Annotated in this window: 23 protein-coding genes and 1 pseudogene; 6 read left to right on the plus strand and 18 right to left on the minus strand. The window is 58.1% G+C overall.

What is annotated here, in order from left to right; translation table 11 throughout:
* Positions 1-72: 72 nt before the first annotated feature.
* From BS627_RS17060 to BS627_RS17090, 7 genes are all read right to left on the minus strand, one after another.
* Positions 73-684 carry a response regulator transcription factor gene (locus tag BS627_RS17060; RefSeq protein WP_245307164.1) on the minus strand — a complete coding sequence of 204 codons (612 nt, stop codon included), beginning with the start codon at positions 682-684 and terminating at the stop codon, positions 73-75.
* 207 nt (positions 685-891) lie between these two features.
* Positions 892-1,176 carry a YMGG-like glycine zipper-containing protein gene (locus BS627_RS17065; RefSeq protein WP_077984381.1) on the minus strand — a complete coding sequence of 95 codons (285 nt, stop codon included), beginning with the start codon at positions 1,174-1,176 and terminating at the stop codon, positions 892-894.
* A gap of 469 nt (positions 1,177-1,645) precedes the next feature.
* A complete protein-coding gene (locus tag BS627_RS17070) occupies positions 1,646-2,068 on the minus strand; it encodes a hypothetical protein (protein ID WP_077984400.1) in 423 nt (140 codons plus the stop codon).
* 218 nt (positions 2,069-2,286) lie between these two features.
* Complete coding sequence (locus BS627_RS17075) at positions 2,287-2,733, minus strand: hypothetical protein (RefSeq protein WP_245307166.1); 447 nt, start codon at positions 2,731-2,733, stop codon at positions 2,287-2,289.
* A 129-nt stretch (positions 2,734-2,862) separates the two neighbouring features.
* On the minus strand, positions 2,863-3,195 hold the full coding sequence (locus BS627_RS17080; RefSeq protein ID WP_077984382.1) for a hypothetical protein: 333 nt from the start codon (positions 3,193-3,195) through the stop codon (positions 2,863-2,865).
* 272 nt (positions 3,196-3,467) lie between these two features.
* Positions 3,468-4,097, minus strand: a complete 630-nt coding sequence (locus BS627_RS17085; protein ID WP_077984383.1) for a hypothetical protein — start codon at positions 4,095-4,097, stop codon at positions 3,468-3,470.
* 169 nt (positions 4,098-4,266) lie between these two features.
* Positions 4,267-4,659, minus strand: a complete 393-nt coding sequence (locus BS627_RS17090; RefSeq protein WP_077984384.1) for a winged helix-turn-helix transcriptional regulator — start codon at positions 4,657-4,659, stop codon at positions 4,267-4,269.
* 81 nt (positions 4,660-4,740) lie between these two features.
* Between BS627_RS17090 and BS627_RS17095 the strand changes: the two genes are divergently transcribed.
* Complete coding sequence (locus BS627_RS17095; RefSeq protein ID WP_077984385.1) at positions 4,741-5,472, plus strand: SDR family NAD(P)-dependent oxidoreductase; 732 nt, start codon at positions 4,741-4,743, stop codon at positions 5,470-5,472.
* An 88-nt stretch (positions 5,473-5,560) separates the two neighbouring features.
* On the opposite strand, the gene BS627_RS17100 is transcribed toward BS627_RS17095, so the two are convergent.
* Complete coding sequence (locus BS627_RS17100; protein ID WP_077984386.1) at positions 5,561-6,313, minus strand: SDR family oxidoreductase; 753 nt, start codon at positions 6,311-6,313, stop codon at positions 5,561-5,563.
* Positions 6,314-6,407: 94 nt separating this feature from the next.
* On the opposite strand from BS627_RS17100, the gene BS627_RS17105 reads away from it, so the two are divergent.
* Positions 6,408-7,358, plus strand: coding sequence for an AraC family transcriptional regulator (locus BS627_RS17105; protein WP_077984387.1), 951 nt, complete (start codon positions 6,408-6,410; stop codon positions 7,356-7,358).
* Positions 7,359-7,371: 13 nt separating this feature from the next.
* Here BS627_RS17105 and BS627_RS25085 read toward each other — a convergent pair whose 3' ends face one another.
* The 8 genes and pseudogenes from BS627_RS25085 to BS627_RS17145 all read right to left on the minus strand — a co-directional run bounded on the left by BS627_RS25085 (position 7,372) and on the right by BS627_RS17145 (position 12,126).
* Positions 7,372-7,503 (minus strand): hypothetical protein, encoded by a 132-nt coding sequence (locus BS627_RS25085; RefSeq protein WP_420836198.1) that lies wholly within the window; start codon positions 7,501-7,503, stop codon positions 7,372-7,374.
* 6 nt (positions 7,504-7,509) lie between these two features.
* Entirely contained in the window at positions 7,510-7,728 is a 219-nt protein-coding gene (locus tag BS627_RS25090; protein ID WP_077984388.1) for a hypothetical protein, read from the minus strand.
* Positions 7,729-7,791: 63 nt separating this feature from the next.
* Positions 7,792-8,160, minus strand: coding sequence for a GlcG/HbpS family heme-binding protein (locus BS627_RS25095; protein WP_077984389.1), 369 nt, complete (start codon positions 8,158-8,160; stop codon positions 7,792-7,794).
* A gap of 299 nt (positions 8,161-8,459) precedes the next feature.
* Entirely contained in the window at positions 8,460-9,068 is a 609-nt protein-coding gene (locus BS627_RS17120) for a TetR/AcrR family transcriptional regulator (protein WP_077984390.1), read from the minus strand.
* A gap of 2 nt (positions 9,069-9,070) precedes the next feature.
* Positions 9,071-9,535 (minus strand): nuclear transport factor 2 family protein, encoded by a 465-nt coding sequence (locus BS627_RS17125; protein WP_077984391.1) that lies wholly within the window; start codon positions 9,533-9,535, stop codon positions 9,071-9,073.
* Between the two features lie 570 nt (positions 9,536-10,105).
* Positions 10,106-10,542 (minus strand): annotated as a pseudogene (locus tag BS627_RS25020) (winged helix-turn-helix transcriptional regulator); the annotation flags it as partial.
* A 307-nt stretch (positions 10,543-10,849) separates the two neighbouring features.
* A complete protein-coding gene (locus BS627_RS17140; protein ID WP_077984393.1) occupies positions 10,850-11,788 on the minus strand; it encodes an SRPBCC family protein in 939 nt (312 codons plus the stop codon).
* A complete protein-coding gene (locus BS627_RS17145) occupies positions 11,785-12,126 on the minus strand; it encodes an ArsR/SmtB family transcription factor (RefSeq protein WP_165691288.1) in 342 nt (113 codons plus the stop codon). Before BS627_RS17145 ends, BS627_RS17140 begins: the two co-directional genes overlap by 4 nt.
* A gap of 285 nt (positions 12,127-12,411) precedes the next feature.
* On the opposite strand from BS627_RS17145, the gene BS627_RS17150 reads away from it, so the two are divergent.
* From BS627_RS17150 to BS627_RS17165, 4 genes are all read left to right on the plus strand, one after another.
* A complete protein-coding gene (locus tag BS627_RS17150) occupies positions 12,412-12,630 on the plus strand; it encodes a hypothetical protein (protein ID WP_003505772.1) in 219 nt (72 codons plus the stop codon).
* A 46-nt stretch (positions 12,631-12,676) separates the two neighbouring features.
* Positions 12,677-13,081: a hypothetical protein gene (locus tag BS627_RS17155; RefSeq protein ID WP_077984395.1), complete on the plus strand. Its 405-nt coding sequence runs from the start codon at positions 12,677-12,679 to the stop codon at positions 13,079-13,081.
* Positions 13,082-13,329: 248 nt separating this feature from the next.
* Entirely contained in the window at positions 13,330-14,223 is an 894-nt protein-coding gene (locus BS627_RS17160) for a DMT family transporter (protein ID WP_077984396.1), read from the plus strand.
* A gap of 147 nt (positions 14,224-14,370) precedes the next feature.
* Positions 14,371-16,386 (plus strand): hypothetical protein, encoded by a 2,016-nt coding sequence (locus BS627_RS17165; protein ID WP_077984397.1) that lies wholly within the window; start codon positions 14,371-14,373, stop codon positions 16,384-16,386.
* A 42-nt stretch (positions 16,387-16,428) separates the two neighbouring features.
* On the opposite strand, the gene BS627_RS17170 is transcribed toward BS627_RS17165, so the two are convergent.
* Together BS627_RS17170 and BS627_RS17175 are read right to left on the minus strand one after the other, a co-directional pair.
* Positions 16,429-17,241: a nickel-binding protein gene (locus BS627_RS17170; RefSeq protein ID WP_077984398.1), complete on the minus strand. Its 813-nt coding sequence runs from the start codon at positions 17,239-17,241 to the stop codon at positions 16,429-16,431.
* A gap of 158 nt (positions 17,242-17,399) precedes the next feature.
* A complete protein-coding gene (locus BS627_RS17175) occupies positions 17,400-19,343 on the minus strand; it encodes an ABC transporter ATP-binding protein/permease (RefSeq protein ID WP_077984399.1) in 1,944 nt (647 codons plus the stop codon).
* Positions 19,344-19,617: the final 274 nt, after the last annotated feature.

The raw sequence follows: 19,617 nt of genomic DNA on the forward strand, positions 1-19,617 counted from the left end.
ACGGCCAACACAAACGATACCTAAAGGCGGGTCACTTCTCGGTGGAAACGCCGGGTCAGCTCTCAGTGGAAATCAACAGCCAAGCTTTCGGCGCAGGCGAGACATATTGGATTCCAGTGAGTTCGACTGGATTTCGTCGTCAAAGGAATAGACCTGCCCCTCAAGAGACGAGCGCAACACGGTACGACCGCGGTTTCTCAAAAGAGTCTCGATGATGAGCAGTTCCCTTCGGGTGAGCCCAAGCCGGACGCCGTTGACATGCACATCGCATGAAACCCGATCATAGGTGACGTTTCCTGCCGACAGGACGGACGGGCCTGCTGAAGGCACCCGCCTCAGCACAGCGCTCATTCTCGCGACCAGTTCGGGGATTTCGAAGGGCTTCGGTAAATAATCATCAGCACCGTCATTGAGCCCGGATATGCGCTCGTCGGTAGACCTCAGAGCTGAGATGATGATCGATCGCGTGTTTGAACCTGCGCCACGCAAATCCGCAAGGAAGGTACTGCCATCACCATCAGGCAGTTGCCGGTCGATAAGGACGATATCGTAGTCCGCCATGGCGATCGCTTCCCGCGCCGTTGCCAGATCGCCAACCGCATCAAGAACGATGCCATGCTGCGAGAGGGCCACCCTCAAGGCATCCGTCATTTCTGGATCGTCTTCGATAAGTAGAAGTTTCATAGTCGCCTACTCAGTCAAGTCGGACTATCGTTTCCGATCATCCTTACAGCAAAACGACGGCCATTGGTCGAGATAAACTCGACGTTCGCGATGTCATGACCGTCAGATTACCGGATGTGATAAAACTGCTGCGGACGCGGAAACCGAAGAACCGGAGTTCGTCGGTATCACTCTAACCTTTGACGTGCGGCAGCCCGGCTGCAATCTCTACCGGCAGCGACCGTAATAATCCCGGTATTTGCAGCTGTAGTCGCGGCGATCCCGTTGTCCCCATCGGTCGCGGCGGTTCCTGTCGTTACGTTCGCTGATGTTGCCTATCACAGCGCCACCCGCGCCGCCTGCGGCGGCTCCCACTGCTGCGCCTTCCCAGGTACCGCTTGCCAGCCCACCGATGATAGCACCGCTCGCCGCACCAATGCCGGCGCCCTTTTCCGTCTGGCTGCACGCGGTCAGTGCCACGCAAACGAGTACGCCCGAGATAATCTTTTTCATGCCTGTCCTTTCATTCACCGCCACGGCGGCCGTCCATCGACCGTTGAGGCAGAGACGTATGGCCGCCGAAAATTACGGGGAAGTTACGCAGAACCGGCGCCGTCGACGCCTGTCGAAGGGGCAAATTCTTGTAGGACGCGCGTCTTAGCGATCACCCATTCTAAAGTGACCGCCGTCCATTTATTGGCTCCGGATTCTCGCTGTTCCTCACTGCGTTTCAGGATGAAGAGCCGAAATGACTAAGCGCAGTCCCTCGCCAACGTTCTTGCGGCGCGCAAACACGACAGTGAAACCTTGTCGGTGCAGATTAACGAGAGCGACATCCTTCGCACAATCGATGAGTTCGCCAGGACGAGATCACATTGATCGATGGTAGCCCCGAGCTAATCTTGCCTGCTCTTCAGCCGCATTGACGGTCACGTTCCCAAGCTCTGACCCGCACGCGACGCAGTGGGCGGAATGTGATGTTTCAAGTGGCTTTTTCGAATACATCTGCCTCACTCTGGGTCGTGAAGGTGAACGTGACCTGTTCGCTGTCATCGTCCTGTCGGAGACCCATTGCAGTTACAATCAAACGCGCGATCTCGTCCTGTGCTTCACGTCCCGAGCGGTACGACCCCACCGCCTTCTCGATGGCGGGACCGAATACCTCGCTGATTACACCGAGGCGCATATTGTATTTTATGATGATGTCGCGGTCCTCGATGATCGCTGCCTGTTCGGCCTTTGGGATGCCGGCGTTCTCCATGGCGGTTATTGTTGCGTTGGTCGCGAGCTTGATCGGACCTTCGTCCAGCCACCGATCAACCATCTGATGGAACTGGCGCATCCGCTCGGCAGGAATTGTTCTCTGTACACTGATCGACATCCCGATTCCTTTATCAGCTTTCATGCGAATACACTTTTTGCTTCGCTTCAGCTGCGACGCGCTACCCTGATAGTCAAAACACGTCGGCAATTCCAGATGGAGTCCACGCAGAACCGGTTTGTCAAGAATGTCGCATCGGGTTAAGCGGTCCATGAGCGTGAAGATGCCTCGTTCGCTCTACAAGGAAAACTTCAGGCCTTTCTTCCTACAGCACTCCCTTGAGGACCCTGCGCGAGCTGTTCCTAAACTAAAGACCTGCGTTGGTCGGCCTTAAATGAGCCGTGGTCTTCGAAGACCCCAATGGCTCCACGCTGTTGCAAGACGTACCGACTTTCAGCAAGAATTTCCCGATACCTCTGGACCTTTGCGGCGCCCATCCTGCGCAAATCGACCCTCGATGGAGGTGCTGACTGGACTGGAAAAGCTGCTTCGTTTTCCAGAAGGTCCAGCAGAAAATTACGCATGACCGCATTTGCCTCTCGCAGCTTCGCCAGTTCGATAACCTTTCCGCTCGATTCAAACCGCCTTGCGATGGCCTTGTCGATTTCGATTTCGACAAGCAGAGCCTTGGCGGCGAAATACCGACAGGCAGAGAATGTTGCCGCAAGCGCGCACAACGCGAAAATAAAGGAGATCATTTCGACCTCCAGCTTATCACCTGAAATCGATACTCTGTCGCCGATTTTCAATATGGATTCGGTTCACTCAGCTGAAAAATCACTCGCCGCTGAGACCAGCAACTTGTGAATTCCGAAGACGGCCCTCACTCCGAGGCTGTAACCCTCAGGCGGTCCGCCGTCCGACGTTTCGTGATCTCGTCACCATGAAAGGTAGGTCGCTTTTTTTACAGGGTATGCGAAAGGCTCACCGTTCTCTACGACGAAACCCTTGCTATACATGCAGCTGCGCACCTGGGCGGAGCCATAGGCACCTACATAGAAACCCACGTCGCCATATGATGGGTAACGGTCGCCATATGATGGGTAACGTTCGATACTGCATCTGTCGAGGGCTGCCTGATAGGCCATCTCCAGTACACGGTTACCCGTCACCGGAACGGTGCCGTAAAGATGCAATTGGGTCCGCGCTTCCGCCGCTGCCGCAGTAAAGGTAACGCTTAGAACCACGCTTAAAGCCAGCTTGAGTCTCATGACGTGCCTCCAAAGAAATTATTGTGACGAGCAACGGGAATTTTGTCCTGTTTGTTCCCTCAATCAGAAGTTTCTCTACATACTGGTGGGGGCGGCTTCCGTGACGTCCCGGCCGGAAGTCTATGCCACCTTCCATTCCGCGAAGGGTCGACCCAGGCCCGCGGCCACGATCGATGCTGCGTGATAACAACAGAACGTTCCGTAACGCTGGAGGGAGAGCCTCGCGAAATCGCTGGAGGCACCATGTTGTCGACGACCTTGGGTCCGATTGCCTACCGAAGGAACCCATCCCGGTCGAACTCTCTCCATCCATGAAGGTCGGCTGCGCCTTCGTCGGCCTTATGACCCGCCTTGTCTCCCGGTGTCATCTTCTTTTTGAGCGATCGAGCCAGCCGCCTCTGATAGGCCGCTTTCTGTCGTTTCTCTGCCTTCGCCTCCGCGTCCTCCACCCGCCACTCTTCCACGACCCCGCGATCGAGGAGGTCCTCGACCACCTTCGGATCGAAGACATGGAAGGTGATCCGCCGGGCACGGCCGTTCAGCCGCACGGTTCTTGTCCCGGCGCTCTTGAGACGCCCATCCGCGAGCCAGCGATGTCGCTCGCTCGTCTTGATGGCGAGGATGTCCTGTATCTCTCGCGGGATCACCGGAAGAGTTTCGGCTTCAATCATCACGCCGGCCACGATCCTCGCAGCTGCGTCGAACGCGTTTTTGTCGCGGGCTGGCATCGCGAGCGTGATCTCGTTGCCCTCCAGGCTAATCGCTTTCTTCAAAGCCGCCGTCAGTCGGGCCTGCATTTCCTGCAGAATGCCTTTCGCTCGAACGGACGACCCGAGCGTCATCGCAGGCGACAACATCCACGTTCTAATCAGTTCGATATCGCTCTTCTCGAGTTTCCGCATCTCTCCTAGATAGTGCCGATCTCTTTTCGTTCAACGAGGTGAACTGTTCAGCGACCGTAGATTCAAACCATCCTACGATTAGCGGAAACGCCCTGCTTAGCGAGCATGGCTCTCCGGTTAAAAACGACGAGCCTTCCGGCCAGCATGTGCTCAAGCGGCCATCGCGATATCAGCGATGATTTGCCTTGTTGTCATAACGCAGCGCAGCAGCCTCGACCTTATCGCCGTTGGCTGCTGCCCATGAGCACAGGGCCTCAAACGGTTGCCGCAGCGAATGGCCCAGCGGGGTGATCGCATATTCCACACCCACAGGCTGGGTCGGCAGGACAGTCCTCGTCACAAGACCGTTCCGCTCAAGCCTCTTTAGAGCATCGGCCAAAGCCTTGTGGGTGATGCCGTCGAGACGGCGCTTGATCTCGTTGAAGCGCGAGGGCCTGGGACAAATCACCGTCAGAATCAGGATTGTCCATTTGTCCGCGATCTTGTCGAGCACGGGGCGAACCTGCGCCATATCTCTAAGGGCGCACTGAGAGAGCGCTTCAAGGTCGGTATACTCGTCCATATCTAGGCTACTTAAGGTGCGTAATTGATACCAGATATCTAATGTATATCATGCAGAGACCATCAATTGAAAGGACTTACGATGGCTCGGATGAGTAACAAGGTTGCCCTGATTGTCGGGGGCGCCAAGGGTATCGGCTTGGCAATTGCAGAGCGGCTTTCGGCCGAAGGAGCGATGGTCTTCATCACCAGTCGCCGAAGCAAGGATGCCGAAAAGGCGGCAACTGCCATCGGTCATGGTGCGGTCGGCATTGTCGCCGATGCCGCGCTTCCCGAAGATATGCGGGAGGCGGTCGAAAAAGTGAGACGGGAACACGGCCGTATCGACGCGCTGGTCTTGAATGCCGGTCTTTCTGAGCCCGCCCAGATCACGGAGATAACGCCTGAACACTTTGACCGCCACTTCGACGTCAACGTTCGAGGAATGGTCTTCGGGTTCCAGGCGGCTCTGCCGGCGATGAGGCAAGGCGGCTCGGTCGTCCTTGTCGGATCAATTGCCGATAGCGGCGGTTACACTTCCTATGGGACATATGCTGCGACCAAGGCAGCGGTGCGTTCCTATGCACGAACCTGGACGGCAGAACTGGCATCCAAAGGTATACGCGTTAACGTCGTCGCACCCGGTCCAACCGATACGGAAATGATGGCTGCGGTGCAGCCAGACATGCGCGCGGCGATTGTCGCTCCGATCCCGATGGGACGAATGGCGCGCCCCGCCGAAGTGGCTGCAGCTGCCTTGTTCCTGTTGAGCGATGAGGCGAGTTACATCGCCGGTGCCGAACTGTGCGTCGATGGTGGCCTGCGGCAGGTCTGAGCCAGAATTCGAAACGCTGTGCCCGATCTTGAATGGTCGGGTACAGCAAACACTCGACAGAAAAATCCACGGATCGCAATTTCGCTGATTACCGACCCGCCTCAGCCATCCATTGCGCTGCATCTGCACCTGCCGGTATACGCAGTGGCGCAGACGGATCGGTGGCAGCCTTCCAGATCGCTTCGGCGACGTCGCGCGCGTGGGTTACGGGACCCTTGTCGTCCTGAACATTCCTGACGAACTGCTGCAGAAGAGGCGCATAGTCCGCATCGTCCATGCCGCGCAGGTGTGGGCGGGCACTGGCGCCGAAACTCGTTTCCGGCGAACGTCCGGGCAAAACGATGTGGACGCGAACGCCGAAGGGCTCCATTTCAATCGCAAGAGACTCGCTGAGCGCATTCACCGCGGCTTTGCTGGCGCGATAAACCCCGATGACCGGCAGCGGTTTCAGTGTCACCGATGACGTAACGTTGATAATGACGCCGGCCCGGCGACCACGCATTTGCGGGGCGATGGCCTGGATCATCGCCAGAGTGCCTATCGTGTTCGTATGAAAGAGTGCCTGTGCGGTCTGGGATGCAGTCAGTTCGACAGGAGATGGTGCTCCGAAGCCGGCGTTATTGACGAGCACATCGATTTGACCCGTTGCCTTCGCAAGCTGTGAGATGCTGTCCGGGACGGTGACATCGAGTGCTAGAACACGCAGACGCCCGGACGCAGGGAGTAAGCTCTCGTCGGGCGTTCTCATCGTCGCGATCACGTCCCAGCCTTTTTCGAGGAACAGTTTTGCAGTTTCCAGGCCAAAACCCGAGGAACAACCGGTTATCAGAATTGCGGGCATTATTATCTCCATAAGTGGTGTGTCATTATGGTAGCGACCCGAAATAAGACTTTATATATTCTCACGTCCTCATTTCTTTAGTAATAGTCCCGATATGACAAGAGACCCGCTCACCGAGATCGTCACACTCCTGCAACCCGCCGCCCGGGCGTCCAAACTGGTGGAGTGCGCCGGTGCATGGCGTATACGTCGTGAGGGCACCGGCGAGCCGTTTTATTGTGCCATCATGGAAGGGCAATGCCGGGTCACTTTCGGTGGCCGACAAACGTTTATCCTGCAGGCCGGAGACTTCATTCTCGCGCCTGCTATGCGCGATCTCATCAATGAAAGCTCCAACGCCACAGCCGACTTGCCGGCGACGGTTCCTACGAAGATCAATGAGGGACATTTTCGTGTGGGACCACATGACGGCCAACCCGCACTACGAATGCGTATCGGACATTGCAGCTTCGGCACACCGGATGCGGCCCTGCTCGTTTCCCTGTTGCCGAACGTGATTCTGGTTCGGGACAAACCCCGACTTGCGACGTTGATGCAGTTGATTGACGAAGAGACGCAGGAACGGCGCGCAGCGCGCGAACCCGTTCTTGAACGACTTATTGAGGTGCTGTTGATCGAGGCACTACGGTCCTCAACCGACACCAATTCGGCACAGGGTCTTGGCAGAGGGCTTGGTGATGAGCGCCTTTCGGCGGCACTTCGGGCTATGCATGACCGTCCCGGCCATCCCTGGACCGTCGTTGATCTGGCGAAAGAGGCGGCACTCTCCCGTTCGGCATTTTTTGCGCGCTTCAGCCGAATAGTCGGAGTTGCGCCGATGGAATACCTGCTGACATGGCGTATGGCGTTGGCAAGGCAGCTCTTGCGGAGCGGTGATCTCGCAATCGAGGACGTAGCCGAACGGGTCGGATATGGATCAGCAAGTACGTTCAGCGTGGCTTTTGCCCGACGCACCGGCATCCCACCTGCTAGATACGCCCGTATGACAGCACAGAACGGCGAGGCAGGAGAAAACCGGTTGATACGGCCACTGACAGAATTATAACAATGCAGTTGACCTATCGGTGATTTCGTTCCTGGCCCGCCTGCTGAACGGCTTCCAAAACTTCGATACCGGCAACTCCAAGCGCCATCAGTCGATTGTGTTCCGCCTCGGGCGCCGCGTAGGATTTACCATCGACTTCGATCAATCGATTTCAATTCCTGACCTTGGAGCAACTCCTATTTGCCCTGAGAAGCTTGTCGCCTTCAAATATGTGAAGAACATCGGTAACGGAGGAGCGCCTGACGCCAAGCATGACAGCGAGATTCTGCAGGGCTTCGACCACGAAGAGATTTTCCTCCCCGGGGATGCCAAGATTTTTTTCTACGCCCTCATTCTCCAGGGCCCGAACGAACAGTTCCGCGCCAGTCATGTCCAATCTCCAAAGTCACCGAGCCTTAGACGCGGTTTCAAGACACACAATTTTGTGGAGATCTCACTTGAGGAGGCTTTTGACTTCCTCGATTGCGACGTAGGCGCAATCTTCGTCCAAGCCGCCGTCCGTCGCGCCCGCAACGCCAAGTGCGCCGATCGTCTCGTCGCCGGCTTTGATAGGAACACCCCCGGAAACAAAGTAACCTGAAGTATCTGTGAATGCTGCCTCATGCGGGCTGTCGATGAAGTTCTCCACCATCGCGCTTGTGGGGCTGTGCAACGATACCGAGATGAGTGCCTTCTGCGCAGACGTGTTGATCGTGCGTGGATCGGCTTTCTCATAGCGTATCAGGGCGAGGAGGGCTCCAAATCGATCTGTCACCGCCGCCGACACGTTGTAACCGTCTACCGCACAAGCCGCGACCGCCATCTCAGCGATTTTGACCGCAAGCCTCGCTCTGAGGCCGGTCTCATGCTCAGTGTCGTGGCCAAGTACAGAATGGCGCCAAGCGCACCTATGGCGGTGGCCAGTAATAAGGTCTTCATGTGGGATCTCTTTGGAAATCGACCGCTGAGCGGCACCGTTGCGGCAAATTACGTCGTCGTAAGAACCACCTGGGTTATCGCGACTACGATGAATTCCCGAAATGCAATACGTCAGCAGCCCGCATGCCCGCCATAGCGGTGAGCCTGCGGATACAATACCTCAGGCCAGGGAGCAGCGAGAGATCAAAGCGACCCGCTACCCGAAGCATTATCGTCGAGCTTCTTTCTATCGGCTGCCAATCGAGAATGAAGTTGATCGATTGCGCGTTGGAAGACGGCGGGATCGTCGAGTGCCCGGGAGAGGACGATCGCGCCCTGGATAGAGAGAACGGCGTCCTCCGAGAGGAGGCGCGCCTGCTCAGCGTCACGGCCTTGCCGGACGAGCGCTGCTTGCAGAGCGTCCACCCAAGCGACGAAGTAACCTCGGATGGCTTGGGCGAATAGGTCTCGGGTATTGGTAACAGCCAAAGCGCCGACGAGACAGACGCGCCTGCCCGACCTGAAGTATTTCGCGGTTTCATCGAGCATCGCCGTGATCGCGGCATCGGCATCGTCTCCGTCTCCGTCTCGCAGTGGAGAATAGACGGAATCTTCAAACCATTGCTCGATTTCGACGAGCACAGCCTGGAGCATTTCCTCCTTCCCATTCGGGAAGAAGTGGTAGAGGCTGCCCTTGCCAAGACCAGTGGCCTTGCCGATCAGGGCAAGGCTCGCACCTTCGTATCCATGCTCGCGAAATACTTCGGCCAGGGCGGTGATGGCGTCGGATCTTTCAGCGACCATGCGGGCCATGATTAGAGACCCAGATCGCTGAGGCTGGCGTGGCCGTCCGGACGACGGCCGAGCGGCCAATGGAACAAGCGGTCGCTTTCAGCAATCGGCATTTCGTTGATGCATGCGTGGCGGTGCGCCATCAGGCCGTCCTCTGCGAATTCCCAGTTCTCGTTACCATATGCACGGAACCATTGACCACTGTCATCGCGATATTCGTAGGCGTAACGCACAGCGATGCGGTTGCCGGTGAACGCCCAGAGCTCCTTGATGAGGCGATATTCATGCTCCTTGTTCCACTTGCGCTCTAGAAAAGCCTGGGCTTCTTCGCGGTTGGTGGCGAATTCGACGCGGTTCCGCCAGCGGGTGTCCAATGTGTAAGCCAAAGCGACCTTGGCGGCGTCGCGGCTGTTCCAGCCGTCTTCGGCCAGACGGACTTTTTCGATAGCAGTTTCGCGTGTGAAAGGAGGGAGCGGAGGACGTGACATGTTGGTTTTCCTTTGTAAATCGTTGGTTTGTACTGTTTGGTAAACTCTTGACTGATTGGTACAGTAGCTGCGGCGATTTTGGGTGTCAACGATTTTTTGAGGCGGAGCGAGTTTTTCCCAACGGGCTTTTCCTGTCGCGTACCGAGGGCGCCGATGTCTAAATTGGCCAGACAAGAGCTGGCAGAGCGTGCGGCCGCACGCTGGTTTATTTTCGGCAAACCTCAGCCGCCTTAGGCATGTGCCGCTCGGAGAGCACCACGCGCGGTGGGCGGGGGTTTTGGTGCCGAAAGGGGTGAAGACCTAGGAAGACACTGTCCGTGCGACCAGCACATTTCTGCGGAAATTGCATCGTCATCGGACACAAAAGTAGAAATCGAAAGGTAGATGGGGGCTAACTCCGCATCTGTGCGGATTGTACCAACCGGATAGCATCGCTCCATGATCTGACGAACCACATCGCGCTCAAGCGCTTCGCCAGGGTGCTCTTCGAGCCGCAATTAGAAGAGAAAGTTTCTAAAAATTCAGTCTTCTCCGCCTTGATGAAAGTCGCACCTTCGGCCCCTCTATTTGTCATGAATTGAGAGGCAAGGGATCGGTGCCTTCTCCTAGAAGCGAAAGGTATCGTTGATAGCTGAACACCCGGCCACGCTTGCGGCCGGTAACCTCATCAACGATGCCCAATCGCTTTAGGTCGGCGAGTGCGGCGTTGACCGTTGGCGCGGACAAACCCGTCACCTGAACAATCTGGTTCGCTGTGTGAAAAGGATCCTGCTGGAAAAACGTTAATACGAAGGGTCGACCCTGCTCTACCACTCTCCATGGTGGTCCGCTCGCGATCTTCCTTGAAAAGATCGACGATCTGAATAGCTGCCTTAAACGCTTGATTGGCAGTGTCGGCGACGCCGGCTAGGAAAGTCCAGCCAAGCTTCCCAGTTTCCATGCTCACGGACCTCTTGTAATAACCGATAGTATTCTCTCCGATGGGACTTCAGATAAAGGCTGAGGAAGCAACATCCCGCCATGCGCTACGATACCAACCGGTCAATGGGCACGTTTGATGCTTCCGCCCCACTCCTCGCTTGGGGCGTAGCAAACTTGCTCACCTATACACAGTTGCCCCTACCCCGCTGATCGGATGGGCTATAGCCGTTGCCTCATCAAGGAACTTGCCTCTGATTGCAGCCGTATGTGGTTCTGGGGTCCGGCGCGGTCTGCCTACGACCGCCGTCACCCCATGTGCTGGCGATTAATATCGCGCTCCCCTCGCGCGGCTCGTGCGGGTCCGGTTGCTGCGTACGACGCGGAACAACATTCTCAAGGCGAGAGGATCGCTGCTGAAGAGGCAAGGCGTTCCAGTTTGCCCAGCGTTTGCTGACCCAGCTCCACGGCGCCGAAACCCTTCGCTTGCTGGAACTCAGCTTCCGTGCTGAACACCATGCCCAGCACAACTTTTGTCCCGCCATCCTGATCTTCGAAGGAGGCCCAGGCGTCTGCATGTTTCGGCCCGTTTTCGCCCCACAGCAGCGTATAGGCAAGCCGCTCTTCGGGCCGGATCTCGACATAGCGATGATGGTTCGGGAAGACTGTGCCGTCAGGGCCGATCATGTCAAAGACCCATTCCCCGCCGGTTCGCAGGTCAATTCTCTTCGTGCGGCAGGAAAACCCTTCAGGGCCCCACCATTGCGGTAGCGTCTTCTCGTTCATCCAGGTTTTCCAGACGATGTTGCGCGGCGCCTTTATCACTCGTTCCAGAACCATGGTTCGCCCGGCCACGCTGGCCAGATTGTTGAGACCGGCGCTGAAACCTTGTTGATAGCCATCGCGCATATCCTCGGCCAGCGAGGAAAGCTGCACCGTTACGGTCAAGCGGCTACGCTCTTCCGCAGCCTGAAAATCGGCGGTCACCAGCGCTGCCGATTGCGTTACGCCGCCGGATGAAACCACCTCGTAATTCACGCTGCGGCAGGTTGGCTGCAGCTCCAGCCAGCCGCACTCACAGCGAATATCCGGCTGGCCGGCGACCTTGCAGAGCGACACTTCGCGACCGCCCAGCCTGCTGTCCGCCTCCAGGAATTCCACTGTGACCGACGGCGAGGGAGAGGCCCACACCGCCCGAGCGGCGGGTGACAGCCAGACCTGCCAGAGAGCCGATAACGGAACGGCAATTTCCCGTTCGAAGCTGAGCGTTGCAAAACGGTCTTGCGGCTGATGCGGTTCAGCGTGTGCGCTTTTTTGACCTGATTTCGTTGTCATTCTGAATCCTCCTTCATGGCCTGCATTGCAAATGCCTCCAGCCGGTCAAGCCGGCTCTCCCACACGGCCCGCTGCTCATCGAGCCATGTGCTTACCGGCTCCAGCGCTTCCGGCACGATGGCGCAGGTGCGCACCCGCCCATCCTTGGACGTGACGATCAGCCCCGCCTCCTCCAGCACGGAAAGATGCCGCATGACCGTGGGCAGACGCAGCCCCGTGGGAGCGGACAACTCCATGACCGGCGCCGGCCCGCCGCCGAGGCGCGCCAGAATCGCCCGTCGCGTCGGATCGGCCAGAGCTTGGAAGATCAGTGAAAGTTCCTGATGATGCTTAGTCATGTTGCTAACTATCATGTTTCATCGCGATGGGGCAAGGGGAAACTTAGCAAGTTAACTAAGCTTTATCGCGAGGAATGGTTCTTGGGATGAAATGCCGATGCGTCTCCCGGCCGTTTCATTTGCGTAACCGGGCCTTCCCCCTTCAAGCGCCTTGCGTTCGGCAACGGGCAGCGGATGCAACTGGAGCGCCGGAAACGGGCCATCAAAAGTTGCAGAAAAAGATTGACTCTCGCTGCCGCCTGAGTGAGCTTCGCCGGTAAAAGACGGGGAAAACATCAAATCATCATGTCACCAGAACGCTTTAATCAATGCCTGCGGGTGATCCGCTGGACGCCGATCAATATTGCGTCCGCGCTGCAATGCGAACTTTCATGGATTGAGGCGCTGGAAGCGGGCAACGAGGAGGTTCCCGCTGGCCTGGCGACATGGCTTGAAACGCTGGCTCAGGCCCATGAGGCTCTTCCGCCTCCGTCCACCTACAGAGGAAAACGGTCGACATTCTGATGCGGCCGGCAGTTTTCAGCCCTTACCCACGATTGGATTATCCGAAATGAAATATGTCATAGCAGCTCTTGGCCTGATCGCCTTCTCAAGCCCTGCCCTCGCCGCATCCTGCGAGAAGAACTTGACTGTCTCAGGCGTACCGATGGTGACGGCCGTCTCTTACAAGTCCTGGCAGGAACTGCCGAAGGCGAAAGCGCCTGCCGTGCTTCAAAAGCTGGCTCAGGCCGTGGCGGCGGAAGGTTTTTCAGGCATCCAGATCAACAAGGCGCTGTCTTCCATCGATGCGCACCAGGAGACCAGCGGCAGCGGCAGAATTCAGACGCTGCGGGTCGTGGCCCGGCAGAAGGGCGCCGCGGTGCGGATTGATGCTGTCTTCAACATTCAGGCAGGACAGATCGCGGACAAGAACGTCATCCGCGAGGGCATCTGCAATATCATCAATAGCGCGTGACGCACGGTGATGAACTGCCGCTTCGCGGTCTTGATGCCGGTGCTCACCGACATCGAGTAGTGGCGCCTGAGCGAGTGCGGCGCATCTGTGGCGTAGCGACCGTGCCGGCTGGCGCGGCGCGGGCATATGCGGGTTCATGCCGTTGATGGCGATGCTTATGGTATGGCGGGCACCCCCGGAATCTGCGATGGGTGCAGACAGGGATAGTGTCCGCAGCCGGAAGCACGCTGTGAATCGACGGGGAAAATATGCCGATCTATGAACTGGCTGCCGTGGGCGCCGCGACGTGCTGGGCGATAACCGGGCTTCTTGCCGCGGGTCCGGCGGGGCGGCTTGGCGCGCTCGCCTTCAACAGGACGCGGCAGCTTTTTGTCGCCGCTCTGCTCGGGGTCTATGTGCTCGCGTCAGGCTCCTGGCGGGAGCTTCAGCCCGAAGCACTGTCGTCGCTTCTCCTATCCGGCTTCATCGGCATTTTTGTTGGCGACACGCTGCTCTTCACCTGCCTCAACCGGCTGGGGCCGCGCCGTTCGGGAATCCTGTTTGCGCTGAATGCCCCGATCGCCGCGCTGCTGGCATGGGTGGTGCTTGGCGAGCAGCTTCCCACAAGAGCCATTGCCGGCATAGGCCTGACACTCAGCGGCGTGCTGCTGGCAATCCTCTTCGGCAAACGTAAGGCCCAGCTGCATGAATGGGAGAGCGTTAAGGGGCCTCTGTGGCTTGGCGTACTCTTCGGCCTTCTGGCGGCGCTCAGCCAGGCGGTCGGCTCACTCATCGCACGGCCCGTGATGGCGACCGGGATCGATCCTCTTGCCGCTTCCATGCTGCGTGTCGGGGTGGCCGCCCTTTGCCTCACCGCGTTGACCATGCTGCCCATCGAAGCTGTCAGGCCCAGAGGCCCGATGACCAGAAGCCTGTTCCTGCAGACAGCGTTCACGGGCATCATCGCCCTGGCTTTCGGCATGACGCTGCTTCTCTTTGCCCTTTCCGGCGGCAAGGTCGGCATCGTCTCGACACTGTCGGCGACGACGCCGGTGATTATCCTGCCGCTTCTTTGGCTGAGAACACGGGAAATGCCGGCGCCCGGCGCATGGGCCGGCGCCGCCCTTGTCGTTGCCGGTATGGCGCTCATGTTCTGGAGATAGCTTCAAGCCGATGGGGTACGGGTGCGGAAACACATCATCCGCGTCGAGACATTTCACGCCAGGATTCTGACTGCACGGCCCCTTGCTAAACAACTTTTGCGTGCTTAAAAGGCCCAGAATATCAGTTCGTTAGAGAGGACTCACTTCGTGGAACAGGAAACCATCCAGACCGGCAAGGGACGAGGCAAGGCGCTTTGGGCGGCGGTTGCAATTATTGCCGTTGCTGCCGCAGGCGTCATTGGCGGCAAGACCTTCTACGAAGCAAAGGTGAAAGAACTTGTTGCCCGCAGCGGTGCGACGGCCACTTCCATCGAGGTCGATTTTCTCGGAAAAATTCATGTTCGCGATCTGACGTTGCCGCTTGAAGATGGCAAGAATATCAAGATCGCGGCTATCGACGGACGTCCGAAACTTCCGTTTCTGGACGGCGCGCTTGATATGAAGACCATCGATATCGATGTGCCGACCGGAAAGATTTCGATGGCGCAGGCCCGCGTCGAGAATGCCGCATTCGAAAAGCCGGCACAAGCTGAAGAAAACGGCAACTCCCTGCCCCAGCGCATCGAGCGCTTCGCGGCGACAAACATCTCCACGCCGGAGGTGACGTTTACCCAGTCCGTCGCGACCACCGAGCAAAAGACCGTTTACAGGAACCTCGCTTTCTCTGAGATCGCCGGCGGCCGCATTGCCCGATATTCGATCGACAATGGCAGCTACGACATCAAGATGCAGCTTCCCGACAGCGAAGGCGCGATGAAGGACAAGCATATGGTCGTGTCGACCGGCGCGATCGCCGGCCAGGACATCGACGTCGCTTATCTCGCCCGGCTCTATACGGAAAAGGCGGGCCCGGAAGACAAGGAAGCGAAGCCGCTCTACGGGCCGCTCTCCATCAAGGCGGTTTCTTTCTCTGAAGGAGACGGTCATTTCAGCTACGATGAAATCCGCAGCGATGGCTTTACCGCCCGCATGCCGTCCGAACCGCTGCTGGATACCCTCAAAACGCTGACGACCACCCAAGATCCTGACGAGCTTTCACCGGAGGCGCGCCAGGCGCTTTTCGCAAAGGTCGTGTCCATTCTCGACATGGTCGGCAAGAGCAACATGCAGTTCATCGGCCTCAAGGCCGACGCGCCGGACGAAAAGGAAGGGGCGGCCGGCAAAAGGGTCAAGGCCGCCATCGACCGCATCGACATGCAGATGGACAGCCGCACGCTCGACTTCGGCTTGAATGGCATGTCGATCGGCGATGGCGACAGCAGGATCGAAGTCGCGGAAGCGAGCCTCAAGGGCTTCGACTGGAGTTCGACGATCAAGGGAATTTCCGAGATCATCGCGCTCGACGAGACGGAGATGGAGACTTTCCAGTTCAATCGCCTGATACCGGAACTCGGCAGGGTGCGCGTCGGCGGCATCAACGTCGATATCGCCGCGCCGGAAAAGACGGAGGAGGAGACGGAGGAAGAAACCGCCGGCACGCCGGAACGCATCAAATTCTCGCTCAAGAATTTCGAGATGGGGCTGACCAAGCCCTTCAACGGCATTCCGACCGATATCGAGATCAGGCAGGACGAGCTCACGCTTCCGATTCCGGCGGATTCGACGGAGGAGGTTTTCGTCGAAGCCCGCAAACTGGGTCTCGAAACGCTGGCCTTCTCTTATGGTCTCGCCGCCGGCTGGGACGAACCGAACAGCAATCTGGTGATCCGCGATATCTCGCTCAGCAGCAAGGATTTCGGCAGCGTCAATTTTGCCGGTCTGGTAAGCGGCTTTACGGAAGAGTTCTTCTCTTTTGACGTCAATCGCGCGCAGGCGGCGCTCTTCGGGCTTGCCGGCCGTGAAGTGAAGCTCACGATCAAGGATGAAGGTTTGATGGCCAAGGCGATCAAGCTTTATGCCCTGCAGAACGACATGACGGAAGACCAGGTACGCGCCACCCTGACACTGGTGGCGAGCATGATGCTGCCGCAGGTGGCAGCTGAACAGCCGAAGCTGCAAAACGCCGTGCAAGCGCTCGTCCAGTTCATCAGCAAACCCGGTACCCTGACGGTAACGGTCAAATCCACCGGCGCAAACGGTCTCGGCATTTTCGATCTGGTTGCCGCCTCCGACAACCCGATGGGGCTTCTCGACAAGGTCGATATTCAGGCAACGGCCGAATAAATCCGGCGATTTCCGCCCCTTCAGTGGCTGCACAGGCCTTAGCTAGTGCAGCCACTCGCAACTATAGGCCAGCACCGGCTCGGCAAAGCCTTTCAGCCTGTAACGATCGCTATGCACGAGGACATCAGCGCCGCCATATTCCTGGAAGGTCTTGTCCGAGATCAGTATCTGGTCGCTCTCGGCGGCGGCGCAAAGCCTTGCCGCCAATTGCACGGTCGTGCCGAAGAAATCATTGCTGTCTTCGATAGGCTCCCCGCAATCCAGACCGATACGGATGTGGATGGGCTCGCCCCTGTCGCTGTTGTAACGATGGAACTCGCGCTGGATATCGATGGCGCAATCCACCGCGAATGGCGTGGAGGAGAACACGGCCATTATGCCATCGCCGGTGTGCTTGACCTCCCGTCCCGCGCGCCGCCCCAGACAACCGTGCACGAGGGCATCGTGGGCCCGGATGAGTTCCGCCGCCATGCGATCGCCGAGGCGGGCCGTCATTTCGGTTGAGCCGACAATGTCCGTGAAAAGGATCGCGCGGTGGCCGGGGTCCATATTTTTCGAGACGGCCCCGGGTGCTACCGGATCCTGTATTCGCCCGAGAAACGCTTCCACGGCCGACAGCGCGACCTCCACCACCTCGCTGGCGACGAAGCCGTGCGCTTCGCGATGCACGCACTGCGCGGTTTCAGCGTCCGGCGCATCCATAAGGCAAAAGGCCGTGCCGCGCCTTTCATCGAACCAGTAGGTCAAAAACCTGACGCCGTACCGATCCTGAATGTTGATATCTTTAAGATGTGCCGCGGCGATATCGGCAGCGGAAACGCCGGCAAGCTCGTGCCGGTCCATGAAGATAGGCATTGGTTTCCTCCCAAGAGTATATCGTTGCCTCCTCTGCCAGCCATTTTATGACTTAGCCGAATTGCCGTCCATCGTTCTTACGGGTGACGCCGCACAAGGCGGGAACGCCGGAAAGGGCGATATTCGTTCGCGTTAGCACTCGCGACAGCCGCAGCGACTTACCTGCGTTTGACCATGCGCCGAAGCAGGGAGCGGGATCTGGCCTTGCGGGGAATGAGGTGGATATCGCTGACCAGCTTTGCGCCGCCGTCCCGGCGCTCCAAGGTTATCTTCCGGCTATGGAAGGCCTCCAGTTCGGCACGATGCGCCACGCTGATGATGGTAGCGTCGGGCAATTCATCGATCACCGTCTGCATCATCCTGTCCTGGCTTTTTTCGTCGAGAGCCGCGGTCGCCTCGTCCATGACGATGATATCCGGGTCGTTAAGCAGCAGGCGAGCAAAGGTCAGCCGCTGTTTTTCACCGCCCGACAGCGTCTGGTCCCACGGCGCCTCCTCTTCCACCTTGTCTTTGAGATGGCCGAGACCAACCTTGTCGAGAGCTTCTCCTATCTCTTCGAAAGTCCAGCTCTCGGCCGCCTGCGGATAGCAGACAGCCCGGCGAAGGGTGCCGGAGGGAACATATGGCCGCTGCGGCAGCATGAAAAGCCGGCTGCCGGCGCGAAATTTGACACTGCCCCCACCCCATGGCCACAGACCCGCAATTGCCCGAACAAGCGTGCTTTTGCCGGATCCGGATTCGCCTGCGACAAGCACTCTTTCTCCCCGCCCGATTTCCACATCGGTCTCCTTGACGACGGCGGTACCATCGCCGAGCGACACCGACACATCCTTGAGGCTGAGCATCGTTTCGCCTTCCGTTTCACCGCGCACGATCCGGCCGAGCTTATCGCTCCGTTCGGCCCGCTCCAGCCCGTCAAGCGACATCATCAGGGAGGCAACGCGGCGCGCGCAGGCGTTCCAATCCGCCAGTCGGGGATAGTTGTCGACCAGCCACCCGAAGGCGGATTGAACGATGGTGAAAGCGGACGCGGCCTGCATGACCTGGCCGAGCGACATGCTTCCATCAAGAAATTTGGGCGCGCACAAAAGAAGCGGAACAACGGGCGCAATCAACATCGATCCATATGAAACAACGGTGGTGCGCATATGTTGCTGCGCCATTTGCTTCCACTGTCGCCGGACATTGCGGAACCTCCTGTCGAGGTCGCTTCGCTCCTCCTCTTCGCCGCCAAGCAGGGCGATGCTCTCCCCGTTTTCCCGGACACGGGTCAGCGTGTAGCGGAATTCCGCCTCCAACTGGTTCTTGACCTCGGAGACCCGGACGAAGTTCCGGCCGATCAACGCGATGGAACTCGATGTGATGAGCGCATAGATCACCGCCGCAATCACAAGAAAGCCGGGTATCGTGACCGATAACCCGCCGACCGGCAGCGTCAGCGCACCGCCGATTGTCCACAGGACGACGATAAAGGTGGAGGCCGACACGAAGGCGGCAATGACGCCCGCCACGAAATCCACGGGCGCTTCGGTGGCGATCCGCATATCTTCCGACAGCCGCGCCTCCGGATTTTGATGGTCGCCGTCGATCAGGTTGAGCTGGTAATAGCGGCCATTTGCGATCCGTCGGGAGACCAGCACCTTGGTCAGCCACGACCGCCAGCGCCGTTGAATGCGCATTCGGACGTAGACCTGCGAGGTCACAATAAAAACGCTTCCAAGAACCAGCGGCGGGAATATGGAAGCGAGAAAGTAGACCGTCGACGCATCCCGTTTTTCAATCGCGTCGAAAATCCCCCGATTCCACACGTTGATGCCATATTGGAAACCGACATTAACGCCGATCATCGCCAGAAGCCCGATGGAGAACGGCCACGCAAGCCCATCCCCACGGCGGCTCCAGAAACCCCGCGCGCTGATCAGGAACCGCTTCAGAAGATATCGCTTGCGAAGCTCTTCGGTCTGCTGCGGTGTCAAGCCCAAGACCGGCCCTATTTCCTCCGGCGGGAGTGGATCATCCGGTGCGTCATTGGCATGAACGTTCTCTGCACCCTTTTGGCCGGCGCCATCGACTGGTTCAGGATTTGCGTCAGCATCGTTCATGGATGGATAAACGGATGACTGTTTGAAAAGTTGCCGGCCCGGAAGGGTTTGCAGTCGGGCAAGAAAGCTCCGCTGGCCCTGTCTCCGTTGCAAGTGCGAAGTATGCCGAGACCGGACGCCTTGTTTCTAGAAGGTGCGCGGGCGCCAATATCTCGTACGCACTGCCTGCCAACGTTGTGCAACGCACAAAATACGGAGGAATAGGCATGAAATTCGGATTTTTAGATACATATCATCCGGAAAAATTCGTCTAAAGCTCTCCCAACTCAAGGAG

This window comes from Agrobacterium salinitolerans, from assembly GCF_002008225.1.
Classification (GTDB): domain Bacteria; phylum Pseudomonadota; class Alphaproteobacteria; order Rhizobiales; family Rhizobiaceae; genus Agrobacterium; species Agrobacterium salinitolerans.

Bases quoted from the DNA above. Each gene is read 5' to 3' on its own strand.
- BS627_RS17175 (WP_077984399.1), bottom strand. From the start codon at position 19,343: ATGAACGATGCTGACGCAAATCCTGAACCAGTCGATGGCGCCGGCCAA.
- BS627_RS25090 (WP_077984388.1), bottom strand. From the start codon at position 7,728: ATGACTGGCGCGGAACTGTTCGTTCGGGCCCTGGAGAATGAGGGCGTA.
- BS627_RS17145 (WP_165691288.1), bottom strand. From the start codon at position 12,126: ATGACTAAGCATCATCAGGAACTTTCACTGATCTTCCAAGCTCTGGCC.
- BS627_RS17065 (WP_077984381.1), bottom strand. From the start codon at position 1,176: ATGAAAAAGATTATCTCGGGCGTACTCGTTTGCGTGGCACTGACCGCG.
- BS627_RS17105 (WP_077984387.1), top strand. From the start codon at position 6,408: ATGACAAGAGACCCGCTCACCGAGATCGTCACACTCCTGCAACCCGCC.
- BS627_RS17070 (WP_077984400.1), bottom strand. From the start codon at position 2,068: ATGAAAGCTGATAAAGGAATCGGGATGTCGATCAGTGTACAGAGAACA.
- BS627_RS17080 (WP_077984382.1), bottom strand. From the start codon at position 3,195: ATGAGACTCAAGCTGGCTTTAAGCGTGGTTCTAAGCGTTACCTTTACT.
- BS627_RS17160 (WP_077984396.1), top strand. From the start codon at position 13,330: ATGCCGATCTATGAACTGGCTGCCGTGGGCGCCGCGACGTGCTGGGCG.
- BS627_RS17150 (WP_003505772.1), top strand. From the start codon at position 12,412: ATGTCACCAGAACGCTTTAATCAATGCCTGCGGGTGATCCGCTGGACG.
- BS627_RS17085 (WP_077984383.1), bottom strand. From the start codon at position 4,097: ATGCGGAAACTCGAGAAGAGCGATATCGAACTGATTAGAACGTGGATG.
- BS627_RS17140 (WP_077984393.1), bottom strand. From the start codon at position 11,788: ATGACAACGAAATCAGGTCAAAAAAGCGCACACGCTGAACCGCATCAG.
- BS627_RS17100 (WP_077984386.1), bottom strand. From the start codon at position 6,313: ATGCCCGCAATTCTGATAACCGGTTGTTCCTCGGGTTTTGGCCTGGAA.
- BS627_RS17060 (WP_245307164.1), bottom strand. From the start codon at position 684: ATGAAACTTCTACTTATCGAAGACGATCCAGAAATGACGGATGCCTTG.
- BS627_RS17170 (WP_077984398.1), bottom strand. From the start codon at position 17,241: ATGCCTATCTTCATGGACCGGCACGAGCTTGCCGGCGTTTCCGCTGCC.
- BS627_RS17095 (WP_077984385.1), top strand. From the start codon at position 4,741: ATGGCTCGGATGAGTAACAAGGTTGCCCTGATTGTCGGGGGCGCCAAG.
- BS627_RS25095 (WP_077984389.1), bottom strand. From the start codon at position 8,160: ATGGCGGTCGCGGCTTGTGCGGTAGACGGTTACAACGTGTCGGCGGCG.
- BS627_RS17120 (WP_077984390.1), bottom strand. From the start codon at position 9,068: ATGGCCCGCATGGTCGCTGAAAGATCCGACGCCATCACCGCCCTGGCC.
- BS627_RS17125 (WP_077984391.1), bottom strand. From the start codon at position 9,535: ATGTCACGTCCTCCGCTCCCTCCTTTCACACGCGAAACTGCTATCGAA.
- BS627_RS17155 (WP_077984395.1), top strand. From the start codon at position 12,677: ATGAAATATGTCATAGCAGCTCTTGGCCTGATCGCCTTCTCAAGCCCT.
- BS627_RS17090 (WP_077984384.1), bottom strand. From the start codon at position 4,659: ATGGACGAGTATACCGACCTTGAAGCGCTCTCTCAGTGCGCCCTTAGA.